Source organism: Arthrobacter glycogeni (assembly GCF_054510815.1).
The window spans coordinates 21,015-42,407 of sequence record NZ_JBTNDV010000020.1 but is presented as its reverse complement, the minus strand read 5'-3'; the positions used below and the strand labels follow the sequence as shown (position 1 = coordinate 42,407).

Annotated in this window: 20 protein-coding genes; 1 reads left to right on the top strand and 19 read right to left on the bottom strand. The window is 65.1% G+C overall.

Features of this window, described 5'->3' with window-relative positions:
• Positions 1–30: 30 nt before the first annotated feature.
• The 3 genes from ACX80G_RS16630 to ACX80G_RS16620 form a co-directional block, all read right to left on the bottom strand.
• Entirely contained in the window at positions 31–300 is a 270-nt protein-coding gene (locus tag ACX80G_RS16630; protein WP_459309091.1) for a hypothetical protein, read from the bottom strand.
• A 52-nt stretch (positions 301–352) separates the two neighbouring features.
• Positions 353–1,372 carry an NADPH:quinone reductase gene (locus ACX80G_RS16625; protein ID WP_459309089.1) on the bottom strand — a complete coding sequence of 340 codons (1,020 nt, stop codon included), beginning with the start codon at positions 1,370–1,372 and terminating at the stop codon, positions 353–355.
• Between the two features lie 62 nt (positions 1,373–1,434).
• Entirely contained in the window at positions 1,435–1,947 is a 513-nt protein-coding gene (locus ACX80G_RS16620; protein ID WP_459309088.1) for a hypothetical protein, read from the bottom strand.
• A 55-nt stretch (positions 1,948–2,002) separates the two neighbouring features.
• Between ACX80G_RS16620 and ACX80G_RS16615 the strand changes: the two genes are divergently transcribed.
• Positions 2,003–2,521 (top strand): flavin reductase family protein, encoded by a 519-nt coding sequence (locus ACX80G_RS16615; protein ID WP_459309087.1) that lies wholly within the window; start codon positions 2,003–2,005, stop codon positions 2,519–2,521.
• 26 nt (positions 2,522–2,547) lie between these two features.
• Here ACX80G_RS16615 and dnaE read toward each other — a convergent pair whose 3' ends face one another.
• The 16 genes from dnaE to ACX80G_RS16535 form a co-directional block, all read right to left on the bottom strand.
• A complete protein-coding gene (gene dnaE / locus ACX80G_RS16610) occupies positions 2,548–6,114 on the bottom strand; it encodes a DNA polymerase III subunit alpha (protein ID WP_459309085.1) in 3,567 nt (1,188 codons plus the stop codon).
• A gap of 69 nt (positions 6,115–6,183) precedes the next feature.
• Positions 6,184–7,119, bottom strand: coding sequence for an RluA family pseudouridine synthase (locus ACX80G_RS16605; protein ID WP_459309084.1), 936 nt, complete (start codon positions 7,117–7,119; stop codon positions 6,184–6,186).
• Positions 7,116–7,733, bottom strand: a complete 618-nt coding sequence (gene lspA / locus ACX80G_RS16600; RefSeq protein WP_459309083.1) for a signal peptidase II — start codon at positions 7,731–7,733, stop codon at positions 7,116–7,118. Before lspA ends, ACX80G_RS16605 begins: the two co-directional genes overlap by 4 nt.
• A 166-nt stretch (positions 7,734–7,899) precedes the next feature.
• Entirely contained in the window at positions 7,900–8,565 is a 666-nt protein-coding gene (locus tag ACX80G_RS16595) for a DivIVA domain-containing protein (protein ID WP_459309082.1), read from the bottom strand.
• A 142-nt stretch (positions 8,566–8,707) separates the two neighbouring features.
• Positions 8,708–9,004: a YggT family protein gene (locus ACX80G_RS16590; RefSeq protein WP_459309080.1), complete on the bottom strand. Its 297-nt coding sequence runs from the start codon at positions 9,002–9,004 to the stop codon at positions 8,708–8,710.
• A gap of 59 nt (positions 9,005–9,063) precedes the next feature.
• A complete protein-coding gene (locus ACX80G_RS16585) occupies positions 9,064–9,582 on the bottom strand; it encodes a cell division protein SepF (RefSeq protein WP_459309078.1) in 519 nt (172 codons plus the stop codon).
• Positions 9,583–9,619: 37 nt separating this feature from the next.
• Entirely contained in the window at positions 9,620–10,366 is a 747-nt protein-coding gene (locus tag ACX80G_RS16580) for a YggS family pyridoxal phosphate-dependent enzyme (protein ID WP_459309077.1), read from the bottom strand.
• On the bottom strand, positions 10,366–11,079 hold the full coding sequence (locus tag ACX80G_RS16575) for a purine nucleoside phosphorylase YfiH/LACC1 family protein (RefSeq protein WP_459309075.1): 714 nt from the start codon (positions 11,077–11,079) through the stop codon (positions 10,366–10,368). Before ACX80G_RS16575 ends, ACX80G_RS16580 begins: the two co-directional genes overlap by 1 nt.
• An 11-nt stretch (positions 11,080–11,090) precedes the next feature.
• Complete coding sequence (ftsZ, locus tag ACX80G_RS16570) at positions 11,091–12,284, bottom strand: cell division protein FtsZ (RefSeq protein WP_459309073.1); 1,194 nt, start codon at positions 12,282–12,284, stop codon at positions 11,091–11,093.
• 187 nt (positions 12,285–12,471) lie between these two features.
• On the bottom strand, positions 12,472–13,344 hold the full coding sequence (locus ACX80G_RS16565) for a cell division protein FtsQ/DivIB (protein ID WP_459309071.1): 873 nt from the start codon (positions 13,342–13,344) through the stop codon (positions 12,472–12,474).
• Positions 13,341–14,765, bottom strand: a complete 1,425-nt coding sequence (murC, locus tag ACX80G_RS16560; protein ID WP_459309069.1) for a UDP-N-acetylmuramate--L-alanine ligase — start codon at positions 14,763–14,765, stop codon at positions 13,341–13,343. The genes ACX80G_RS16565 and murC overlap by 4 nt, the downstream gene beginning before the upstream one ends.
• On the bottom strand, positions 14,762–15,871 hold the full coding sequence (gene murG / locus ACX80G_RS16555; protein WP_459309067.1) for an undecaprenyldiphospho-muramoylpentapeptide beta-N-acetylglucosaminyltransferase: 1,110 nt from the start codon (positions 15,869–15,871) through the stop codon (positions 14,762–14,764). Before murG ends, murC begins: the two co-directional genes overlap by 4 nt.
• Positions 15,868–17,220: a putative lipid II flippase FtsW gene (ftsW, locus tag ACX80G_RS16550; RefSeq protein WP_459309065.1), complete on the bottom strand. Its 1,353-nt coding sequence runs from the start codon at positions 17,218–17,220 to the stop codon at positions 15,868–15,870. The genes murG and ftsW overlap by 4 nt, the downstream gene beginning before the upstream one ends.
• The gene (gene murD, locus ACX80G_RS16545) at positions 17,220–18,770 is read right to left on the bottom strand and encodes a UDP-N-acetylmuramoyl-L-alanine--D-glutamate ligase (protein ID WP_459309064.1); all 1,551 of its coding nucleotides are present in this window, start codon (positions 18,768–18,770) and stop codon (positions 17,220–17,222) included. The genes ftsW and murD overlap by 1 nt, the downstream gene beginning before the upstream one ends.
• Positions 18,767–19,870 carry a phospho-N-acetylmuramoyl-pentapeptide-transferase gene (gene mraY / locus ACX80G_RS16540; RefSeq protein ID WP_459309062.1) on the bottom strand — a complete coding sequence of 368 codons (1,104 nt, stop codon included), beginning with the start codon at positions 19,868–19,870 and terminating at the stop codon, positions 18,767–18,769. Before mraY ends, murD begins: the two co-directional genes overlap by 4 nt.
• Positions 19,867–21,387 carry a UDP-N-acetylmuramoyl-tripeptide--D-alanyl-D-alanine ligase gene (locus ACX80G_RS16535; protein WP_459309061.1) on the bottom strand — a complete coding sequence of 507 codons (1,521 nt, stop codon included), beginning with the start codon at positions 21,385–21,387 and terminating at the stop codon, positions 19,867–19,869. Before ACX80G_RS16535 ends, mraY begins: the two co-directional genes overlap by 4 nt.
• Between the last annotated feature and the right edge of the window lie 6 nt (positions 21,388–21,393).

Genomic DNA, 21,393 nt, shown 5'->3' with positions numbered 1-21,393 from the left:
GCTAAAGCTGATGACGCCACATGACCAGACCTACGGCCGCGGACCGTGCAGTTGACCGTACTGCGGCGGCCCGTCAACCGCGTCGGGTGAGGGGAGACAGCTGGTGAACAGAAAGGCGATGGCGAACGCCCACAATCCGGCGCCCCACCCCACATCGCTGCGGAGGACGTTGTCTGTTCCTCCCGAGGTCACCACGGCAGCAACGATCCCCACAAAGAGTCCCGCCGAGACGCCCAGCACCAGCCCACGTCCCAGGCGTCGCAGGAGACGGCGAACGAGATCCCGATGCACGAACGCCATTTCCCACTCCTCGGAACAGTCTCAGTCAGCTGCGCAAACGCGCGCTTTTTTGTTAGCCTAGCTCGGCCACGCGGATCAGGACCTTGCCAGTGACGCCATCCTCGACGGCGTCGTGCGCGGCCGCTGTTTCCTCGAGCGGGAACCAGATGAGCGGGAGCCCCGCCGACTCCCCCACCGGCAGCGCGCCAGCCCGCAGCGCAGCGGTAATGTCCTCGGCGGCGGCGTGCAGGGCAAAGGATCCCACCGTGTACAGGAGCAGACCCTGCCAGCGGACGTTCTTCGCAAAGCTCGCAACAATCGGGGTGGTGAAATCGTCCCCATTGTTGTTTGCGTAGTAGGCGATGCTCCCGTGGTTGGCGAGCACCTCGACGTCGAGCCTAGCGTTCTGGGCCGGAGCCACCTCCACCACCTGGTCGACGCCATCGGGTGCAATCCCGAGGATGCGGTCTGCCAGTGAGTCATCGGGGTACCGGAGAACGTGATGCGCGCCGGCGGCGGAGGCAAGCTCTGCCTTCGAGTCACTGCTGACCGTCGCGATGACTGTCGCACCCGCCCAGACAGCCAACTGGATCGCTGCATGACCCACCGCACCCGCTCCACCCTGGACAAGAACCACGCGGCCCGCAAGGGCGCCCGGTGCGAGCCGGGATGGACCGTGCTCGTGAACGGTCAGCGCCCGGTGCGCCGTCATCGCCGGAACACCGAGGCTGGCGGCGACGTCAAAATCGATGCCTTCCGGTAGTTTTACGACCCGGTCAGCCGGAAGGACGGCAAACTCCTGGGCGGTCCCGGTCGGCCGCCCGTGGGCCGCAAGGTACACCCATACCCGGTCGCCGACCTCTGCGTCCGTCACGCCCTCACCCAGCGCATCCACTATCCCGGCACCGTCCTGGTTCGGGACCAGCTCCGCGAAGGCCACATCCCCGGCGGAGCGCGCCTTCCAGTCGGTGGGATTCACGCCCGAGGCGGCGATGCGAACCCGCACTTCTCCCGGACCGGGAGCAGCGACGTCGCGGTCGGCGAGGGAGAGAACGGTTGAGGGGCCAGTGTGGGAGTAAACGATTGCTTTCATGGCTGATGGAACGGGCTGGCCCCACGCACTATTCCCGGGACGTCGGGGACCTAAGGCGCGAGCTAGGGGTGGCGTTTGCCCCAGGCCAGCTCGATCAGCGCCGAAATGAACACCACCAGCGCCGCTGCGGCGGGCCAGATAGCTGCCGCGCCCAGCGAGTGCAGCACAAACTCGGGATCGGCCCCGAACATCATGCCCAGCCACTGTCCGACGACGACGGCGAGCACCGACCCGATCAATGACCCGCCCACGGCTGCGCCGATCCGCTGCCAGGCCCCAGCCAGGTCCATCCGCTGAACCAGGAGCCATCCCACCACAATGCCGACCACCAGCTGGAGACCGCCCAGCGTAAGATCGCGCAGCAGGCCAGCCTCTTCGGGGACTGGGTCGCCGTAGAGTCCGCCGCCGGGCGCTGCGAACCACCAGACAGCTCCCATCAGGAGCCCTAACCCCGCCATCGCGCTGACCCACCACAGCAGGGACGTGGGCGGAACCGCTGTGTCATCGGTGGTGACCGCGTACACGGGCGGCGGATAACTGCCGGGCTGCTCGGCTTCAGGAGTGGAGGGGTGCATGACTTATACATTAACAAAGTTATGCGTCGACTGGACCTCGCCTAGGGTGGGGGGCGTGGATCCCCTAGACCCAGCCGACCAGCCTGTCACTGACCCGACGGAAGCCTTCCGAGACGCCTTCCGCCGCCATCCGGCTGGGGTGACGATCATCACCGCGGTCTATCAAGGAGAACCCTACGGATTCACCGCGACGTCGGTATCATCCCTGTCCGCGGCCCCGCCGCGCTTCACCTTCAATATGGCCCGCACCTCGTCCTCCTGGCCCGCAATCGCGAACACCAACTACATTGGCGTGCATATGCTCGGCCTCGCCAACCGGGAACTCGCAGACCGGTTCGCGAGGAGCCGTGACCGTTTCGACGGGGACCACTGGAAGCCCGGACCGCACGGGGTACCGCTCCTGGCCGACGTCGCAGCTCACCTGATCGGGCGGATCAGCATGCGGCTGTCCTTCGAGAACAACGCCGTGGTGGTGGCTGAAGTGCAGTCCGGCGAGGTGGGCCCGCCCGGGGTCCCCCTCCTCTATCACGGCGGGGCATACGGGCAGCCCGCCGCGCTGGACTACGAGATCTGACCGGCCGGTCAGACGTCCAGTTCCGGTTACACGTCCAGGCAGGCGGGGCCCAGCAGCACCTTGAGGTCGCCGAAGAGCGACGACGTCGGGTTGACCCGCAGTTCGACCCCCAACCGCATGACCTCTACCTTCCGGTTGCTGTTCAACCGGATCTGGACTTCGCTGGTGCCGGGGTGGGTTCTCAGGACGTCCCGCAGTGCGACGACCGCCGTCTCGGTGGCCTTGTGGTGGGCCATCGAAATGACCACCGGCCCCGAATGTCCTTCGCTGAGATCCGGGACGCTCAACTCCTGGGCGTTGAGGGTTACCGCGCCGTCGTCGCGCCGCTGTAGCCGTCCGCGGACGACGACGATCAGATCCTCCGCGAGCACACCGGCGATCGGACCGTAGATCTGACCGAAAAACATGACCTCCATCGACCCGGCTAGATCCTCGATCTCGGCGCGGGCATAGGCGTTGCCGCTGTTCTTCGCGATCCGTCGCTGCAGCGACGTGATCATGCCGGCGATGGTGACCATGGCGCCGTCGGCCGGCCCCTCGTCGCTGATAATTGACGTGATCGACGAATCGGCGTGCTGGCTCAGGATCCCATCGAGACCCTGCAACGGGTGGTCTGAAACGTAGAGGCCCAGCATGTCCCGTTCGAAGGAGAGCTTGTCCTTCTTCTCCCACTCCGGCAGGTCGGGCACCTCCACCGAGAGTCCGCCCACCGATCCGGGTTCGTCGAAGGCACTGAACAGGTCAAACTGGTTGGCCGCCTCGTTGCGTTTGAGGACGATCACCGAGTCGACTGCCTCCTCATGGATCATCGCGAGTGCCCGGCGCGGGTGCTTCAACGAGTCGAAGGACCCGGCTTTGATCAGCGATTCGATGGTCCTCTTGTTGCAGACCACCGCCGGCACCTTCTGAAGGAAGTCGCTGAACGAGGTGAAGGCGCCCTTCTCGGTGCGGGCTCCCACCATGGCGCCCACGACGTTGGCACCCACGTTACGGATCGCACCCATCCCGAACCGGATGTCGGTACCGACCGGGGTGAAGTTGACGCTCGACTCGTTGACGTCCGGCGGCAGCACGGTGATACCCATCCGACGGCACTCGTTGAGGTAGATCGCCAGCTTGTCCTTGTCATCGCCGACGCTGGTGAGCAGCGCCGCCATGTACTCGGCGGGGTGGTGCGCCTTGAGGTACGCCGTCCAGTAGGACACCAGGCCGTAAGCGGCCGAATGGGCCTTGTTGAAGGCATAGTCGGAGAACGGTAGCAGGATGTCCCACAGGGTCTTGATCGCCGCTTCCGAATACCCGTTGTCTTTCATGCCGTTGGCGAAGCCCTCGTACTGCTTGTCCAGCTCGGACTTCTTCTTCTTGCCCATCGCCCGACGGAGGATATCCGCGCGTCCCAGCGAGTAGCCGGCGACCTTCTGGGCGATGGCCATCACCTGCTCCTGGTACACGATCAGGCCGTAGGTGGTCCCCAGAATCTCGGCGAGTGGTTCTTCCAGCTCGGCGTGGATGGGGGTCACCTCCTGCACGCCGGTCTTGCGCAGCGCGTAATTGGTGTGCGAGTTGGCGCCCATGGGTCCGGGCCGGTACAACGCGATGACGGCCGAAATGTCTTCGAAGTTGTCGGGGCGCATCAGCTTCAGGAGGGCGCGCATCGGCCCGCCGTCGAGCTGGAACACTCCGAGCGTGTCGCCGCGGGCCAGCAGGTCGTAGGAACCCTTGTCCTCGAGGTCCAGGTCTTCGAGCACCAGCTCGATGTCCTTATTGAGTTTAATGTTCTCCACCGCGTCGGTGATGATCGTCAGGTTCCTCAAGCCGAGGAAGTCCATCTTGATCAGGCCGAGGTTCTCACACGTCGGGTAGTCGAACTGCGTGATGATCTGGCCGTCCTGATCACGGCGCATCAGCGGGATGATGTCGATCAGCGGGTCCGAGGACATGATGACGCCGGCGGCGTGCACGCCCCACTGCCGCTTCAGCCCCTCCAGACCCAGCGCCGTCTCGAAGACTTTCGCGGCGTCAGCGTCGGACTTCAGGAGCTCACGGAGTTCCTCGGCCTCCGAGTACCGTTTGGCGTCCTTGTTGTGCACGTCGGTGAGGGCGAGCCCCTTGCCCATGACGTCGGGTGGCATGGCTTTGGTGAGCCGCTCCCCCATCGAGAACGGGTAGCCCATCACCCGGGAAGAGTCCTTCATGGCCTGTTTGGCCTTGATGGTGCCGTAGGTGACGATCATGGCCACCCGCTCATCGCCGTACTTCTCGGTGACATAGCGGATCACTTCCGAACGGCGCCGATCATCGAAGTCGACGTCGAAGTCGGGCATCGACACACGCTCGGGGTTGAGGAACCGTTCGAAAATCAGCCCATGCTGCAGCGGATCGAGGTCGGTGATGCGCATGGCGTAGGCAACCATCGACCCGGCACCGGAGCCACGGCCGGGACCCACCCTGATGCCGTTGTCCTTGGCCCAGTTGATGAAGTCGGCAACCACCAGGAAGTAGCTGGGGAAGCCCATCTGGGTGATGACGCCGGTCTCGTATTCGGCCTGCTTGCGGACGGCGTCGGGGATCCCTGCCGGGTAGCGGAACTGCAGCCCGGTCTCGACCTCCTTCACGAACCACGATTGCTCGCTTTCCCCCTCCGGGACGGGGAAGCCCGGCATGTAGTTCGCCTTGGTGTTGAACTCGACGTCGCACCGCTCGGCAATGAGGAGGGTGTTGTCGCAGGCGTCGGGGAAATCGCTGAAGATGGAGCGCATCTCGGCGGGGGATTTGAGGTAGAACTCGTTGGCGTCGAACTTGAACCGCTTGGGATCCGCCATTGTGGAACCGGACTGCACACACAACAGGGCGGCGTGGGCTTTGGAGTCCTCCGCGTGCGTGTAGTGCAGGTCATTGGTGGCCACCAGCGGCAACCCCAGCTCACGGGCCAGCTTGATCAGGTCGGCTTTGACGTTGCGTTCAATGTCCAGGCCGTGGTCCATCAGTTCGCAGAAAAAGTTGTCGGCACCGAAAATGTCCCGGAAGTCGGAGGCCGCCTGGACTGCCTCACGGTACAGGCCGAGGCGCAGCTTGGTCTGCACCTCGCCCGAGGGGCACCCGGTGGTCCCGATCAGGCCCTTGCCGTAAGTCTGCAGCAGGTCCCGGTCCATTCTCGGCTTGTACAGGTACCCCTCCAGCGAGGCCAGGGAGGACATCCTGAACAGGTTGTGCATGCCCTCGGTGGTCTCGGACCACAGGGTCATGTGGGTGTACGCGCCGGCTCCGGAGACGTCGTCGCGTCCACCACCGCCCCACTTCACGCGGGTCTTGTCCGCACGAGCCGTCCCAGGGGTGAGATACGCCTCCACCCCGATGATGGGCTTGATCCCGGCCGCGCGGGCCTTGTCCCAAAAATCGAAGGCCCCGAAGACAAACCCATGGTCGGTGGTGGCCAGGGCGTTCATGCCCAGTTCCTCGGTGTGGCTGAACAGATCAGTCAGCCGTGCGGCGCCGTCGAGCATTGAATACTCGGTGTGATTGTGCAGGTGAACGAAGGAATCTTCGCGGGTTGGCTTGGCCGGGGAAGCTTGGGGGGATGCTGTTGAAACCACCCTCCCATTCTAGGTCAGCCGGCCCCCTCCTCCGGCTGACCTGCCGAGCCGGAGGCGCGCCGCCCCGGCTCAGATGGTGCCGGAAGCCAGGGCGTCGAGGGCGTACTGGAGATCGTTCGGGTAGGGGCTGGTCGCGCTGACCGTTTCCCCGGTCACCGGATGCTCGAATGTGAGCTGCTGGGCGTGCAGCCACTGGCGGGTCAACCCCAGATTTGCTGACAACCGTGGGTCGGCACCGTAGGTCAGGTCACCCACGCACGGGTGGCGGAGGGCGGAGAAGTGGACACGGATCTGGTGGGTCCTGCCCGTCTCGAGGTTGACCTCCAGCAGGCTGGCCTTCCCGAACGCCTCAAGCACCCGGTAGTGGGTTCTGGAGGGTCTGCCGTCCTCAAGCACGGCAAACCGCCAGTCATGAGCGGGATGCCTGCCGATCGGCGCGTCGATGGTCCCCTCGAGCGGGTCCGGGAGCCCCTGCACCAGCGCGTGGTACACCTTGTCCACGGTGCGTTCCTTGAACGCCCGCTTCAACACGGTGTAGGAGTGTTCGGTCTTGGCGACCACCATGGCCCCGGAGGTGCCTACATCGAGGCGGTGCACAATCCCGGCGCGTTCGGGGGCGCCCGACGTCGAGATGCGGTAGCCCGCGCCGGCGAGGGCGCCGACGACGGTGGGCCCCACCCAGCCCGGTGAGGGGTGCGCAGCAACACCGACCGGCTTGTCAATGACCACCAGCTCGTCGTCGTCGTACAGGATGCCCATGCCGTCGACGGTCTCCACCACCACGGCCAGCGGGTCGACACTTTCGGGAACCCGGATCCGGAGCACCGCCCCGGCGGCAGGGCGGTCGGACTTCCCGACCGGTTTCCCGTCGCTGGTCACGAATCCCGCGACGCACCAGGCGGCGGCAGCGGACCGGGACACCCCTGCCACAGCGGAGAGGACGGTGTCGGCCCGGGATCCGGCCAGGTCCGCGGGGACTCGTTCGTCCCGTTCGATGGCGTTCACTTGACGTCCGCCGAGCCGTCGGTCGACGGTTCGTCGTTGCTGCGTTTGCCGTCCATGCCGATGCCACGCAGGGTGAGAAGGCAGATCAGGGAGACTCCCGTGACAACTGCCGAATCTGCGATGTTGAAGATGGCGAAGTTGGGGAGGGCGATGAAGTCGACGACGTGGCCCTGGCCGAAGGAGGGTTCCCGGACCAGCCTGTCGGTGAGGTTGCCCAGGGCGCCGCCGAGGACGAGCCCGAGCGCCGTCGCCCACCACCAGGAAGCAATCTTGCGGACCTGGGTGAGGATGGCAATGGACACGACCGCCATGATGATGGTGAACACCCAGGTGTAGTCGGTGCCGATGGAAAAGGCAGCCCCCGGGTTGCGGATAAAATGCCAGTTCAGAAGCGGCGGAAGCACCGGGGTGATCTGACCCTCGGTCATCGTGGAGACCACCCAGATCTTGGTCAGCTGGTCGGCAACATAGATCACTGCACAGCAGACAGCAAAGAGCAGCGCGTAGCGCGCACCGTTGCGCCGGTGGTGGTTGGTGGCTGCCGCAGTGCGCCGGCCGGTGGAGGTTTCGTCGGCACCGGTCGGAAGACCGTGCTCGGGTGTCTGGTCTGTCATAACACTTTCAGGTCTGGCGCTGCCGCTGACCGCGCCGGTCGGGAAAAGGTGCAGTGTCGATACTGCTTACCAGACTACGGCAGAGGCCGGCCGCCGGGGGATCCCGGGGCCGGCCTCTTGTCATGCCTATAACTGATGGCGCCGATTCTCCGGCGCGGGTGGAACCTTAGGAGCCGGCGGCTTCCGAAGCGACCGATCCGCGGGAATCCAGGTCACGGAGTTGGCCTTCAATGTAGGCCTTAAGCCGTGAGCGGTAGTCGCGTTCGAAGCTCCGGAGCTGCTCAACCTTGCCCTCAAGGACACTCTTCTGCTGCTCGAGTGCACCAAGGGTCTTGCGGGTCTTCTCTTCGGCGTCGCTGACCATGCCGCTGGCTTCGATCTGAGCCTCAGCTATGATTTTGTCCCGCTGCTCTACACCGGCGTTGACATACTCGTCGTGGAGCTTCTGAGCCATGGCCAGCACACCGGCTGCTGATTCGGCGGAGCCGGACGTTGACGCAGCGGGCGTTGCAGCAACTGCTGGAGCTGGTGCTACCTTGCGCTCCTCGACCTTCGGCTCTTCGACCTTCGACTGTTCCTTCGCCTTCGGATCATCCTTGACCTCTTCAGTGTGCGAAACCGCCGAAACCGGGGCGGGCACTGCAGCTCCCTGGGACGTCGAGGAGGTGGAGTCTGCGAGCTTGCGCCGCAGTTCGTCGTTCTCCAGATTCAGACGTCGGAGCTCTACGACGATCTCGTCGAGGAAATCGTCTACCTCGTCCTGGTCGTAGCCTTCACGAAACTTAGTGGGCTGAAACCTTTTGTTGACAACATCTTCTGGCGTCAGGGCCATCTGGTCACCTCATAGTGGTTATAAGACATGCCTGCCTATGAAGCAGACCTGACTACGGTACCGAATTGCGGACATAAAACTCTAGAATTCACACCAATTATCTGATTCAGCGTATATCTTTTGAGACTCGAAAACTAACCGGCTAGACCGATGTGGCCAGACCAGCGACGACGAACATGAGGATGGTTACGCCGAGGAACACCACCAGGAACGCCAAATCCAGCGATACTCCGCCGAGCCGTACCGGCGGTATCAGCCGTCGCAGGGCCTTGATCGGCGGATCAGTAACAGTGTAAACACCCGACGCGAGCACGAGTGCCAGCCGCTTGGGGCGCCAGCCGCGCGCGAACATCTGTACGGCGTCGTAAACGATCCGAATAATCAGCGCTACCTGGACAACCATCAGTACCAGGTAGATCAGAACAAAAACCAAACTCACGTGGCAGTCACAGTCCTAAAAAGACATTTCGAGAGGAACTCGTGAACCAGTTAACCACGCTAGCTTTGATTGAAGAAACTAGCCTGTGCCTCGCTGGCCTTCTGGTCTTCTCCCAGTACCTCAATATAGGAGGGCGACAGAAGGAAGACTTTGTTGGTGACCCGCTCGATGCTGCCGTGCAGACCGAAAACGAGGCCGGCAGAGAAGTCGACGAGACGCTTGGCATCGGATTCGCCCATGTCGGTGACGTTCATGATGACGGGAATTCCGTCCCTGAAGCTTTCGCCGATGAGCTTTGCATCGTTGTAGGACCGTGGGTGCACCGTGGTGATCTGGCGCAGGGCTGCCGAATCCTCACGTGAGGACTGTGCCCGTTTGATCGGCGTCACCGGGGCCCGGTATTCATCCACCGGCGCGAGCTTGGTCGCCGGGCGTGCGGCGACTTGCCGATCATCTCCGTCGTAATCCACTGAGTGATCCTCGCTCCTGCCAGCTAAATTCTTTTGCTCGGACTCGTAGTGCTCATCACCGTCGGCGAGCCCAAGATAGATCATTGTCTTGCGCAGTGCGCCAGCCATGGTAGCTCCTGTCGTGTCATTGGGTATAGTCCAGACGCTACCGCAAGGGCGGGCGATCGCCGAGGACCTGCGACCCTATTCTGAGGTGTGTCGCGCCGGCCGCGACAGCTGCTTCGAGGTCGCCGCTCATCCCAGCCGAGATCCCCGACGCGGCAGGGAAGTCGACGCGCAGCGACGCTGAGATACAAGCCAGCCGTCCGAACGCTTCCGCCGGGTCTATCCCTAGCGGGGCGACGGCCATCACTCCGGCCAGAGCAAGACCGTCAGTGTCGTCGACTAGGCGTCCGAGCGCGAGGACATCGGCGGGGGCTGCCCCGCCGCGGTGGTGTCCGCTGATGCTCGTCTCACCGCCATGGGGTATCGACAAGTCGACCTGGATGAAGCAGGACAGGGCGGGCGCGGGTCCTTGCCCTGTGCCGGCTTGCCCGGCGGCCACTGCTTTGCCGAGCGCGCGGACCAGCTGCGCCCGGTCGACCGAATGCACCGCATCCGCGTAGCGCGCCACGGAGCGGGCCTTGTTGGTTTGGAGCTGGCCGATGAAATGCCAGTGCAGCTCGAAATCCTTAAGCTCCTGGGCCTTGGCGGCGGCCTCCTGGTCGCGGCTCTCTCCCATGGTGGTGACGCCGAGCCCGGCGAGGATCCGTAGATCGGCTGCGGGGAAGTATTTGGTGACGACGATGAGCTCGGGTTTGTGGGTGCGTCCGGCGTCAGACACTGCCTGTTCGATCCGGCGGTGCACGGCAGAAAGCCGCTCGGCGAGCTCCGCGGCGCGCGGCGACTGCATCAACTGGTCCATACAAGGCCTGCGAACCGACCGGCTGCCGGGCTGCGGCGGTGGGAGTAGAGGGATTCATTTTCGAGAGTGCAGAGGGCCGAGGCATCGTCAGTGACTGTGCGGATCTCCACCCCGAGTGTGGCGAGTTGGCTTCGCACGGCACCGGGCAGATCGAGGCCGGGCGTCCCCCACCGGGTGGTTGCCCACGCCGCTGGGACGACCGCTGCCACCTCGCGCCGCATCTTCTCGGGCACTTCGTAGCATAGCCCGCAGATGGCGGGACCGATCCAGGCGGTCAGGTCCTTGGCATCACCCCGGCGTATCAGCTCGACAGTGTTAGCCACCACGCCGGTCAAGACCCCCTGGCGTCCCGCGTGGATCACCGCACTCGCCCCGCCCGGGCCTCGCCCAGCGGACAGCACCACGGGAACGCAATCCGCGGTCATGACCGCCAGGGGAACCGATCCGTCGGGGCTGACCTGCGCATCGGCGCTAACCGCCTCGACGATCGGTCCGGGATGAACCAGCACCGCGTCCGCTGAGTGAGTCTGGTGCATGAAACGAAGGGAGCCTCCAGCGACACCCAGCGCGCCTTCCAGATCACGGCGCCGCCGACGCACCGAGGTGGGCTCATCCTGCACATGGTGTGCGAGATTGCCCGCCTCGGCGTTCGTGAAAGCTACCCAGCGGCCCGGAGTGATTTCCTGTCGCCAGAAGAACACGGCGTCGATGGCTACTTCAGGAAGTCCGGAACATCGAGTTCGTCCGAGCGGCTCGAAGAGAAGTCAGGCTCGACTACGGCTGGCAGATCGACATCGAAACCTGAATCCGCTGGCACGGTGTTACCTGACTGCTGTGACCGCTGCGACCAGGCGCCGAGCCCCGCCGAGGCGGGGACTGCTGCCGCCGCCGGTACACTCGCACCGACGGACGGCGCTGAGACGGGCTTGGCAAGCTGCGAATTGGGCTGCGAGGTGGCATCGACCTGATCGAACCCAGCCGCGATGACCGTGACCCGTGCCTCGTCGCCGAGGGCGTCGTCGATGACGGCACCGAAGATGATGTTCGCTTCGGGGTGGGCCACTTCCTGCACCAGTCGGGCGGCCTCGTTGATTTCGAATAGACCCAGATCTGAACCACCCTGAATGGACAGCAGCACCCCGTGCGCGCCATCGATCGATGCTTCGAGGAGCGGCGACGCGATGGCCAGTTCGGCTGCCTTGACCGCACGGTCCTCGCCGCGGGCCGAGCCGATACCCATCAGGGCTGACCCCGCACCTTGCATCACCGACTTCACATCGGCGAAGTCGAGGTTGATCAGGCCCGGAGTGGTGATCAGGTCGGTGATTCCCTGCACGCCGGAGAGCAGGACCTGGTCGGCCGACCGGAAGGCGTCGAGCATCGACACGTTCCGGTCGCTGATGGAGAGCAACCGGTCATTCGGGATCACGATCAAGGTGTCGACCTCGTCGCGGAGGGTATCGATGCCCGTTTCGGCCTGGTTGGACCGTCGACGACCCTCAAAGGTGAAGGGCCGGGTGACTACGCCAATGGTCAGGGCGCCGAGCGAGCGCGCAATGCGGGCGACGACGGGTGCGCCACCGGTTCCGGTGCCACCACCCTCGCCGGCGGTGACGAAGACCATGTCTGCCCCGCGCAGCACCTCTTCGATTTCCTCGGCGTGGTCTTCGGCCGCACGGCGCCCAACCTCCGGGTCGGCGCCGGCACCGAGGCCGCGGGTCAGTTCCCGGCCGACGTCGAGCTTCACATCGGCGTCGCTCATCAACAGGGCCTGTGCGTCGGTGTTGATGGCGATGAATTCCACGCCACGCAAGCCAACCTCGATCATGCGGTTGACGGCGTTCACGCCACCGCCGCCGATGCCTACTACCTTGATGACGGCCAAGTAATTCTGCGGTGCTGCCACGGTCCTGTGTCCCTTGTTCGAATGCGCTGTGTGGGGCTTGATCCGGCTGGATCTGTTCCCAGCCTTCACGTTGACCAACGTTAACTCTCAACTTGAAAGTCAATGTTATGTCAAGTAACTTCTATTCAAGACGCTATGGGCAGGTGCCCTCATCTGCAATGACCGAGCCCGCGTGTCGGATAATTCTTTAGCGAGTGACCGGACTAGACGGCGTGCTGACGTCGAATTCCTTGGCCGGCGGATCGGCCGGCGGAGCGGTAAGCAACGCTTCAAGGACCGACGCCTTGGCCTTGTTCCCTTCGGCGCTCCCCCAGAAGATGGTCTGGTCAGTAGTAAGCGACAGCTTCACTGAATCCACTGAATCCGCCGAAGCGTGCCCCAGCTGGTTCAGGATGCTTTCCGGAAGGGCAGCAAGAACTGTGGCAATTGAGGAAAACACTTCACTGTTCACGGCCTCGGTCCCACCGTCGATCAGCGGTAGCTGCACCGCGTCGCGATCTTTGACGGACGCGAGCTGGCGGCCATCGGCATCGATGAGGACGAACTGTTCGTTGTTCTGCAGGATCGCCACCGGCACGCGTTCGCGGATGGTGATTGCCAGACCGGACGGTGGGACCGCGGCGACGGTGACGCTTTCGATCGGGGCGAAACCCTCAAGGAGCTGTTCCACTTCCTCATCGGCGATCTGTGGCAGCGGTTCGCCGAGCAACGGTTCCAGCGCGGCGGTGGCTTCCTCGGCGGTCACCAGGGTGTTGCCGCTGACGTCAACACTGCGCAGCGCGAGTGCCGGGGAAAAAATCACGTACACCAGCAACCCTGCCATCAGGAGGACCAGGACGATGAGCCCCAGGACGAGGTTCCGCCGTCGCCGCTTCCTGGGCGGCTGGGGGAATGCGACGACGGAGCTGGTCGATTCCTCCTGGGCCGGGGGCAGCCAGGGATCCTCCGGAAGGTCGAGCATGGACACCTTGCTACTGGTGACTCGAGGCACGCTGGCGGGGCCGGGGATGGCGCCCTGCTGGGGCGTGGTACCGGGCCTGCCGGGTTTACGACGGCTCATGAACCTGGTGCCCCCGGCGCTGGCAGTGTCAGCAACCTGACCAGTTCGGCGCCGTACTGGGTGACGTCGCCGGCACCTACTGTGAGAATGATGTCTCCAGCGGCGGCCCGGTCCGCCACCGCTCGCACCGCCTCGTCCGGCTCAGCGATGTACCCGCCCGGCACAGTGAGCCGGTCTGTGATCAGCCGGCTGGTCACGGACGGCGTGGGATCTTCCCGTGCCGCGTAGATGTCCAGCACCGTGGCCGAGTCGGCGAGGCTCAGGGCTGTCGCGAACTCCGCGGCGAATTCCCTGGTCCGAGAGAACAGGTGGGGCTGAAAGAGGACGTGGACGCCGTGCCCGGCGGCGACGGCGCGTGCCGCCCGCAGCGCCGCTGTCACCTCGGTCGGGTGGTGGGCATACTCGTCGAAGACCCGCACTCCCCTGCCTTCGCCGCGCGCCTCGAACCGGCGGGCGGCACCCGAGAACGTGGCCAGCCCGGCTGCCGCCGCGGCGGGGTCAATACCCAGCTCAAGCGCCACAGCGAAGGCGGCGGTAGCGTTCCTGACATTGTGTTCGCCAGGCACGCTGAGCCGGAGCTCCTGCTCACTCTCGAGCCCGTCCACCGAGAAGGACAGCATGCTCGTCGAGGCGCTGCCGTCGGAGACCGTCGCCCCGATCCGCACGTCAGCGAATAGCGAGTAGCCGTAGGTCCTGACCCGTCGAGTGTCAGCGACCCGTCCGGCCAGGGCAGCCGCGCCGTCGTCGTCCCGGCAGGTCACCAGCAGGCCGTCGTCGACTGGCAGCAGGGCTACGAACCGGTCAAAAACTTCGTGGACCGCTGCGGCAGTGCCGTAGTGGTCGAGGTGATCCGCCTCGACGTTGGTGACCACGGCGATACGGGGTGAGTAGTTCAGGAACGACCCGTCAGATTCGTCGGCTTCCGCGACGAACACGCCGCCCTCAGCCCAGGCGGCGTTGACGCCCAGCGCTGCCACGTCGCCGCCAATGGCGAACGACGGATCCAGCCCGGCGGCCTGCAGCATGACGGTGATCATGGCGGTGGTGGTGGTCTTGCCGTGGGTGCCGGCCACCGCCACGACCTCCGACCCGGTCATGGCGACGGCCAGCGCCTGGGACCGGTGCAGGATCCGCAACCCCTTCTCCTGGGCCGCGACGAGTTCCGGGTTGGTAGCCCTGATCGCGGTCGAAATGACAATGGTGTCAGCGCCGTCAACGTTCTCGGCGCGGTGCCCGACATCGGTGCGGGCGCCAAGGTCGGCGAGGGCCCGGAGGGTCCGCGAATCGGCGGCGTCGGACCCGGACACCGGGACGCCCTGCCCGAAGAGCACCCGGGCAACGGCGGACATACCGGCGCCACCCAGGCCGATGAAGTGGACGTGGCCGAGGCCGGCAGGTGTCAGGCTGGTGGACTGGGTCACGACTGGGCCCCTCGTCCCGCAGCGACGACGAGCCGGGCCATCTGGACGTCGGCGTCCCGCACTCCGAGGGTGGCGCTTGCGGTGGCCATGACGTTCAGGGCCGCAGGGTTTTTCAGGAGTGGGAACACCTGCTCGGCCAGCCAGCCTGCGGTGAGCGACCCGTCCTCCACCAGGAGTGCACCGCCCGAAGCGATCAGGTCGGCCGCGTTGCGGCGTTGTTCACCGTTGCCGTGGGGCAACGGAACAAACACGGCCGGGAGGCCGACGGCGCTGACCTCGCAGACAGTTGCGGCGCCGGCGCGCGCGAGCAAAAGGTCGGCTGCGGCGTAGACGGTCGCCATGTCATCGACGTACTCGATCTGACGGTACCCGTCGGCGTGCAGGGGCCGCCCGTCGGAGCCCGTGACAGCCTTGCCGCCGCCGGTGATGTGCAGCAGTTGGATGCCTTCGGCGGCCAGCAACGGCGCTGCCGCTGTCACAGCACGGTTGATGCTGACGGCACCGGAAGATCCGCCGGTCACGATAAGTGCTGGCTGAGTGCTGGTCAATCCCAGCGCGGTCCGGGCGGCGGCTCTTTCCTCGGCACGGTTGAGGGAGGAGATGCTGCGTCTCATGGGCATGCCGACCACCTGCGCACCGGGCAGCCGGGTCCCCTTGAACGCCACCGCGACCGTGGCGGCAATGCGGGAGCCCAGACGGTTGGCCAGACCCGGGCGGGCGTTGGCCTCGTGGATCACGATGGGGGTTTTCCGCCGCCACGCGGCCAGGTACAGCGGTGTCGAGACGTAGCCCCCAACGCCAACGACGACGTCAGCGTCGGCGCGGTCCAGGACGGCCGACGCCTGACGGACCGCCCGGATCAGCCGGATGGGAAGTTTTACCAGGTCGACCGACGGGCGGCGTGGCATCGGAACACGATCGATCGTCTCGAGCGGGTAGCCCGCGGCCGGAACCAACCGGGTCTCCATTCCGGCGGCAGTGCCCACCACCACTTGCCGGATACCGGGTTCGATCTCCGCCAAGGCATTGGCTATCGCCAACAGGGGGCTGATGTGGCCGGCGGTTCCGCCGCCGGCCAGGACCACCGAAAGAGGGGTTGTGCTCATCGGGTTGCTGGTTCGCTTTCTAGGAAACGGGCGTCTGGGGTGACAGCTGCATCGGCCGCCGGGGCAGGAGGCATCTTGCGGGCGAAGGAGAGCAACACACCGACGGCGGCGAGGGTGAAGGTCAATGCCGATCCGCCGTAGGAAATGAAGGGCAATGGGACGCCGATGACGGGCAGGACACCGGTCACCATCCCAATGTTGACGAAAGCCTGTCCGATCAGCCACACCAGGATGGACCCGAGCAGTATCCGCACAAACGGGTCGGTGTAGCGGCGGGCCACCCGGATGGTGGCGACGGCGAGGATTCCAAAGAGGGCGACGACGACGAGGGTCCCGATCAGCCCGAACTCCTCGCCGATGATGGCGAAGATGAAGTCGTTGTGAGCCTCGGGGATCCAGTTCCATTTCTGCCGGCTCTGCCCGATACCGACGCCCCACCAGCCGCCGGAGGCGAGGGCGAAGAGACCATTGTCGGACTGCAGGCACAGGTCCCGGCCGTCGTCGCAGTTGATCCGCAGCCAGGCGCTGATCCTGTCGCTGCGGTTTCCACTCACCAGGACCATCACCAGTGCACCGGCGATGCCGGCAATACCGGCAATGGTAAACATTTTCATGGGCGCGCCAGCAAAGAAAAGGGCCGCCGCAAGGATCATCATCAAGATGATGACGGTGCCCAGGTCGCCTCCGAGCAGGACCAGCCCGATGGGCAGTCCACCCAGCGGGAGGGCTGGGATCATTGCGTGTTTCCAGTTCCTGACCAGCCTGCCCTTCCGGGCCAGCACGCTGGCCAGCCAGATGGCCAGAGCGAGTTTCGCGGGCTCGGAAGGCTGCATCGTGAACCCGCCTATCTGGATCCAGTTCTGGTTGCCGTTGATGTTCACGCCGATGACCAGGACAAGCATCAGGAGCACTATTGCTACCCCCAAGACCGGCCAGGCCAGAAGTCGATAGGTGCGGGCGCCGAAACGGGACAGCAGGAGCATCAGGACCAGCCCTCCGGCGGCCCAGATGGCCTGCCGCAGGAACAGATCGAACTCGCTGGTTCCTTCGGCGATGGCTTCAACCGAGGATGCCGAGAGCACCATCATCAGCCCAATCGCGGTCAGGGCGAGGGCCGACCCGAGAATCATGTAGTAGCTGGCGCCGCTGGCTTGCTTTTCGCTGCCCTCAAGGTACATCCAGAACCGTCCGAAGTGGCCACCGAGCCCCTTCTTCGCTGGACCTGTCGCAGCTGAGCCGGTTGAGGGTGTGCCGGGGGTACGTGGTGCCGCGGCGGGTGGGGTGCCGGCCCGGGAATGCTGACGCATCACCGGCTTCCGGCCGACTGGCCGGGTGGGCGTGGTGACCATTAGAACTCCTTTGCGGTCTTCGCCTGCCCTTCCACGATCACTCGGACTGCCTCGATAAAGGCTTCGCCTCGGTGAGCATAGGAGGAAAACTGATCCATGGATGCTGCCGCCGGAGCCATCAGCACGGTGTCACCGTCGCCGGCCAACCGCGCTGATTCCCTTACCGCCGATTCCATCACCCGTTCGCCCTGAGGCGTGGGTGTGGTCTCGTCGGACAACGTCACAGCTCCAGTCTCCCCTGTGCCCGCTTCGATCAGCGGAACATCCGGAGCGTGTCGGCGCAATGACGCCATCAGGTCCGAGCTGTCGGCGCCAATCAGCACCACCGCCCTAAGCCGCTTCGCATGCTCGATGACCAGCCGGTCATAGTTGACGCCCTTGGAGAGGCCTCCGGCGATCCAGATCACCGAGTGGAAGGCCGACAGCGAGGCTGCCGCGGCGTGTGGGTTGGTCGCCTTGGAGTCGTTGATCCAGAGGATGCCGTCCCGGGAGGAAACCAGCTGGATGCGATGATCGGTGGGCTGGTAGTTCCTGATCCCGGAGCGGATGGCTGCTGGTTCGACGCCGGCGGCCCGCACCAGCGCGGCGGCGGCCAGGGCATTTGCCACCAGATGGCGGGGAACCAGGTCACCCAACTCCCTGATAGCGGCAAGCTCGACAGCCGAATCCTTGCGCTGCTCAATGAAGGCTCGGTCCACGAGCAGGTCGTCGACGACGCCCACCATGCTGACGGCCGGAGTCGACGTCGTAAAGCCGATGGCACGGCATCCCTCGACGACGTCGGCCTCTTCGACCATCCGCTCGGTGGCGGGTTGCTCGGCGTTGTAGATGCAAGCCACTTTGGTGTTGGCGTAGATCTTCGCCTTGTCGGCGGTGTACTGATCGAACCCGCCATGCCAGTCCACGTGGTCCTCCGCCACGTTCAGGCACACGCTGGCCAAAGGCGAGATGGAGCCGGTCCAGTGCAACTGGAAGCTAGAGAGTTCAACGGCGATGAAATCGTAGCCCTGGGGATCCCTGATGGCGTCGAGGATCGGCGTGCCGATATTGCCCGCCGCGACGGCCCGCAGGCCAGCGGCGAGGAGCATCGATTCCACCAGGGAGACAGTGGTGGTCTTCCCGTTGGTTCCGGTGATGGTCAGCCACTCGGCGGTGGGGCGGCCCTCACGGATCCTGACCCGCCAGGCCAGTTCGACATCTCCCCAGACGGCAATGCCAGCTTCGGCGGCAGCCCGTAGCATCGACTGCTGGGGGGTCCAGCCCGGCGAGGTCACTACCAGGTCCGGAAGGGCGCCGTCGATGAGCGGAAGGGTCGTTGCGTGGTCGGGGCCGAGGAGGACGTCCACCGCACCGACGATGGACAGGGTGTCCGCTTTGGCCCGGTTTTCGGCTGAATCGGACCCGTCGACGACCACAACGCGGGCCCCGAGCTCGATCAGGGTGTCGGCAACCGAGAAGCCGGAGAGCCCAATGCCGGTGACGGCCACCCGCAGGCCCCGCCAGTCAGCATCCCAGGTGGTCAGGGACTCAAGGTCGGGAGCGGCGGTCATATCAGCACCACCCATTCGGCGTAGAAAATCCCCATCGCAGTTGCCACGAACAACCCGGCGAGAATCCAGAACCGGACCACCACTGTCACTTCCTGCCAGCCCTTCAGCTCGAAGTGGTGTTGCAATGGTGCCATTTTGAAGACGCGTTTACCGCCGGACAGTTTGAAGTAGCCGACCTGGATGATGACGGAGAGGGTGATCATGACGAACAGTCCGGCGAGGATGACAAGCAGAAGCTGGGTGCGGGACAGGATGGCGAACCCGGCGATGGCGCCACCGATGGCGAGCGAACCGGTGTCGCCCATGAAGATCTTCGCCGGCGAGGTGTTCCACCAGAGGAATCCCACCAGGGCGCCGCACATGGTTCCAGCGATGAGGGCCAGGTCGAGCGGATCCCGGACGGTGTAGCAGACGCTGCGGGCGACCTCGTCGAGGGCGCAACTCTGGTTGGACTGCCAGATCCCCATCAACATGTAGGCGCCGAACACCAGGACCGATGCGCCGGCAGCCAGACCGTCGAGGCCGTCGGCGAGATTCACACCATTGCTGGCTGCGGTGATGATGAGGTTGGACCAGATGACGAACAGCACGGCCCCGACGATGGTGCCGGCGAAGGCGAGGTCGATGGACGTGTCACGGATGAAGGAGATCGCCGTGGAGGCCGGCGTCCTGCCGTCCTCGTTGGGGAAACCGAGCGCCAGTACGGCGAAGATGATCCCGACCAGGGTCTGCCCGGCGATCTTCGCCGGGGCGCTCAGGCCGAGGCTGCGCTGCTTGGAGATCTTGATGTAGTCGTCGAAGAATCCGACGACACCCATGCCCACCATGAGCAGGAGCAGCAGGAGGCCCGACATGGAGGGCCCGGTCGACATCCCCGCCCAGATCATCAGGAGATGGGTCACGAAGTAGGCGATCAGCACGGAGCCGACAATGACTGCACCACCCATGGTCGGGGTGCCGCGCTTCGTGTGGTGGGCCGTGGGTCCGTCGTCGCGGATGAACTGGCCGTAGCCCCTGTTCACCAGCAACTTGATGAAGAGGGGGGTGCCCACGAGTGCCAGCACCAGCCCCATGGCTGAGCCGATCAATAGTGCAATCACAGCTGCAGCCCCCCCTGGAGGTCAGTTGAGCCGGGCACTGATGTTCCAGGCGTGGCGGTGGACGGTGCGTGGGTCGATGACAATGCTATCCGATCGCCCAGGAATCGAAGCCCGGCCCCGTTGGAGGATTTGAACAACACGAGGTCGCCGGGTTGCAGGGCGGTGGTGAGCATCTGCTCGGCGGCTGCAGCGTCATCGGCGAACAGGACCTCATCACCCCATGACCCTTCGAGGACGGCACCGTTGTAGAGGGCGCGTGCCCCCATCCCCACCACCAGAAGCTTGGAGATATTGAGCCGGACCACTACCCGCCCAACGGCGTCGTGCTCCGCAATTGAATCGTCTCCCAGTTCGAGCATTTCGCCGAGCACAGCCCAGGTGCGCCTGCCCCTACCGAGTTCGGCGACGGTGCGGAGCGCTGCCCGCATCGAATCGGGATTGGCGTTGTACGCGTCGTTGATGACTGTGACCCCATCAGCGCGTTCGGTCCGCTCCATGCGCCACCGGCTCTGGGGCTCCCGCCGGGACAGAACAGCGGCGATCACCGCCCCCGGAATGCCGAGGGCTGTGGCCACGGATGCTGCGGCGAGGAGGTTGGTGATCTGGTGGGTCCCGATCAGGCGTGAGGTGACCGGGTAGGCGGCGTCGTCGCCGGGGACGGTGAGCGTGAAAGCCGGGTGCCCGTCGGAGGTGGTCGTGATTGCGGTGGCCCGAATCACCAGGCCCCCGGCGGGCACCCGGGTGTCGTCGGCGGTGAAGTACAGCTTCTGCGCGCCGGTGCCTTGTTCCATCGCGAGCACGCGGGCGTCATCGGCGTTCATGATGGCCGTCCCGGTAGCGGGCAACGCCCGCAGCAGTTCGGATTTCGCCCGGGCGATATTCTCCACGCCACCAAATTCTCCAGCGTGCGCGCTGCCCACGCCCAGGACTACCCCGACGTCGGGCGCAACCATGTCGGCCAGATAGGTGATGTGCCCGATCTTCGTGGCACCCATCTCGATGATGAGGTACCTCGTGTCGTAGTCGGCGCCGAAAACGGTCAGGGGAACACCGACCTCGCCGTTGTAGGAGCCGATCGGAGCGACAGTGGGGGCCTGCTCCGACAGGATGCCTGCCAGCAGATCCTTGGTGGTGGTCTTTCCGGCCGACCCGGTGATACCGATGACGGTCAGCGACGAGTGGGCGCGCAGACGCCGCACCGCCTCGGCTGCGAGCCGGCCCATGGCCAGCACCACGTCGTCGACCACCACGGCCGGGTACTCGACCTCTCCGTCCGCGCCGGTGTCGACCACCGGGTGCTCCACCAGTGCGAGGACTGCCCCGTTGTGGAAGGCCTGCGGTACGAACTGGTGGCCGTCAGCGGTCTCTCCGGGCTTCGCGACGAACAGGCCGCCGGCCTGCAGATCGCGGGAATCCACTGTGACGGAGCTGACGGTCTGGGTCTGCCGCGCTGCGGCTGTGGGGGTCAGGTGGCCCCTGGTTATTGCCGCGATTTCGGCTGCGCTTAGTTCAATCATGACGGT

Coding starts and splice junctions, on each gene's coding strand:
- ACX80G_RS16630 (WP_459309091.1), bottom strand. CDS start 300: ATGGCGTTCGTGCATCGGGATCTCGTTCGCCGTCTCCTGCGACGCCTG.
- ACX80G_RS16625 (WP_459309089.1), bottom strand. CDS start 1,372: ATGAAAGCAATCGTTTACTCCCACACTGGCCCCTCAACCGTTCTCTCC.
- ACX80G_RS16620 (WP_459309088.1), bottom strand. CDS start 1,947: ATGCACCCCTCCACTCCTGAAGCCGAGCAGCCCGGCAGTTATCCGCCG.
- lspA (WP_459309083.1), bottom strand. CDS start 7,733: ATGACAGACCAGACACCCGAGCACGGTCTTCCGACCGGTGCCGACGAA.
- ACX80G_RS16595 (WP_459309082.1), bottom strand. CDS start 8,565: ATGGCCCTGACGCCAGAAGATGTTGTCAACAAAAGGTTTCAGCCCACT.
- ACX80G_RS16585 (WP_459309078.1), bottom strand. CDS start 9,582: ATGGCTGGCGCACTGCGCAAGACAATGATCTATCTTGGGCTCGCCGAC.
- ACX80G_RS16580 (WP_459309077.1), bottom strand. CDS start 10,366: ATGCAGTCGCCGCGCGCCGCGGAGCTCGCCGAGCGGCTTTCTGCCGTG.
- ACX80G_RS16565 (WP_459309071.1), bottom strand. CDS start 13,344: ATGAGCCGTCGTAAACCCGGCAGGCCCGGTACCACGCCCCAGCAGGGC.
- murG (WP_459309067.1), bottom strand. CDS start 15,871: ATGAGCACAACCCCTCTTTCGGTGGTCCTGGCCGGCGGCGGAACCGCC.
- ftsW (WP_459309065.1), bottom strand. CDS start 17,220: ATGGTCACCACGCCCACCCGGCCAGTCGGCCGGAAGCCGGTGATGCGT.
- murD (WP_459309064.1), bottom strand. CDS start 18,770: ATGACCGCCGCTCCCGACCTTGAGTCCCTGACCACCTGGGATGCTGAC.
- ACX80G_RS16535 (WP_459309061.1), bottom strand. CDS start 21,387: ATGATTGAACTAAGCGCAGCCGAAATCGCGGCAATAACCAGGGGCCAC.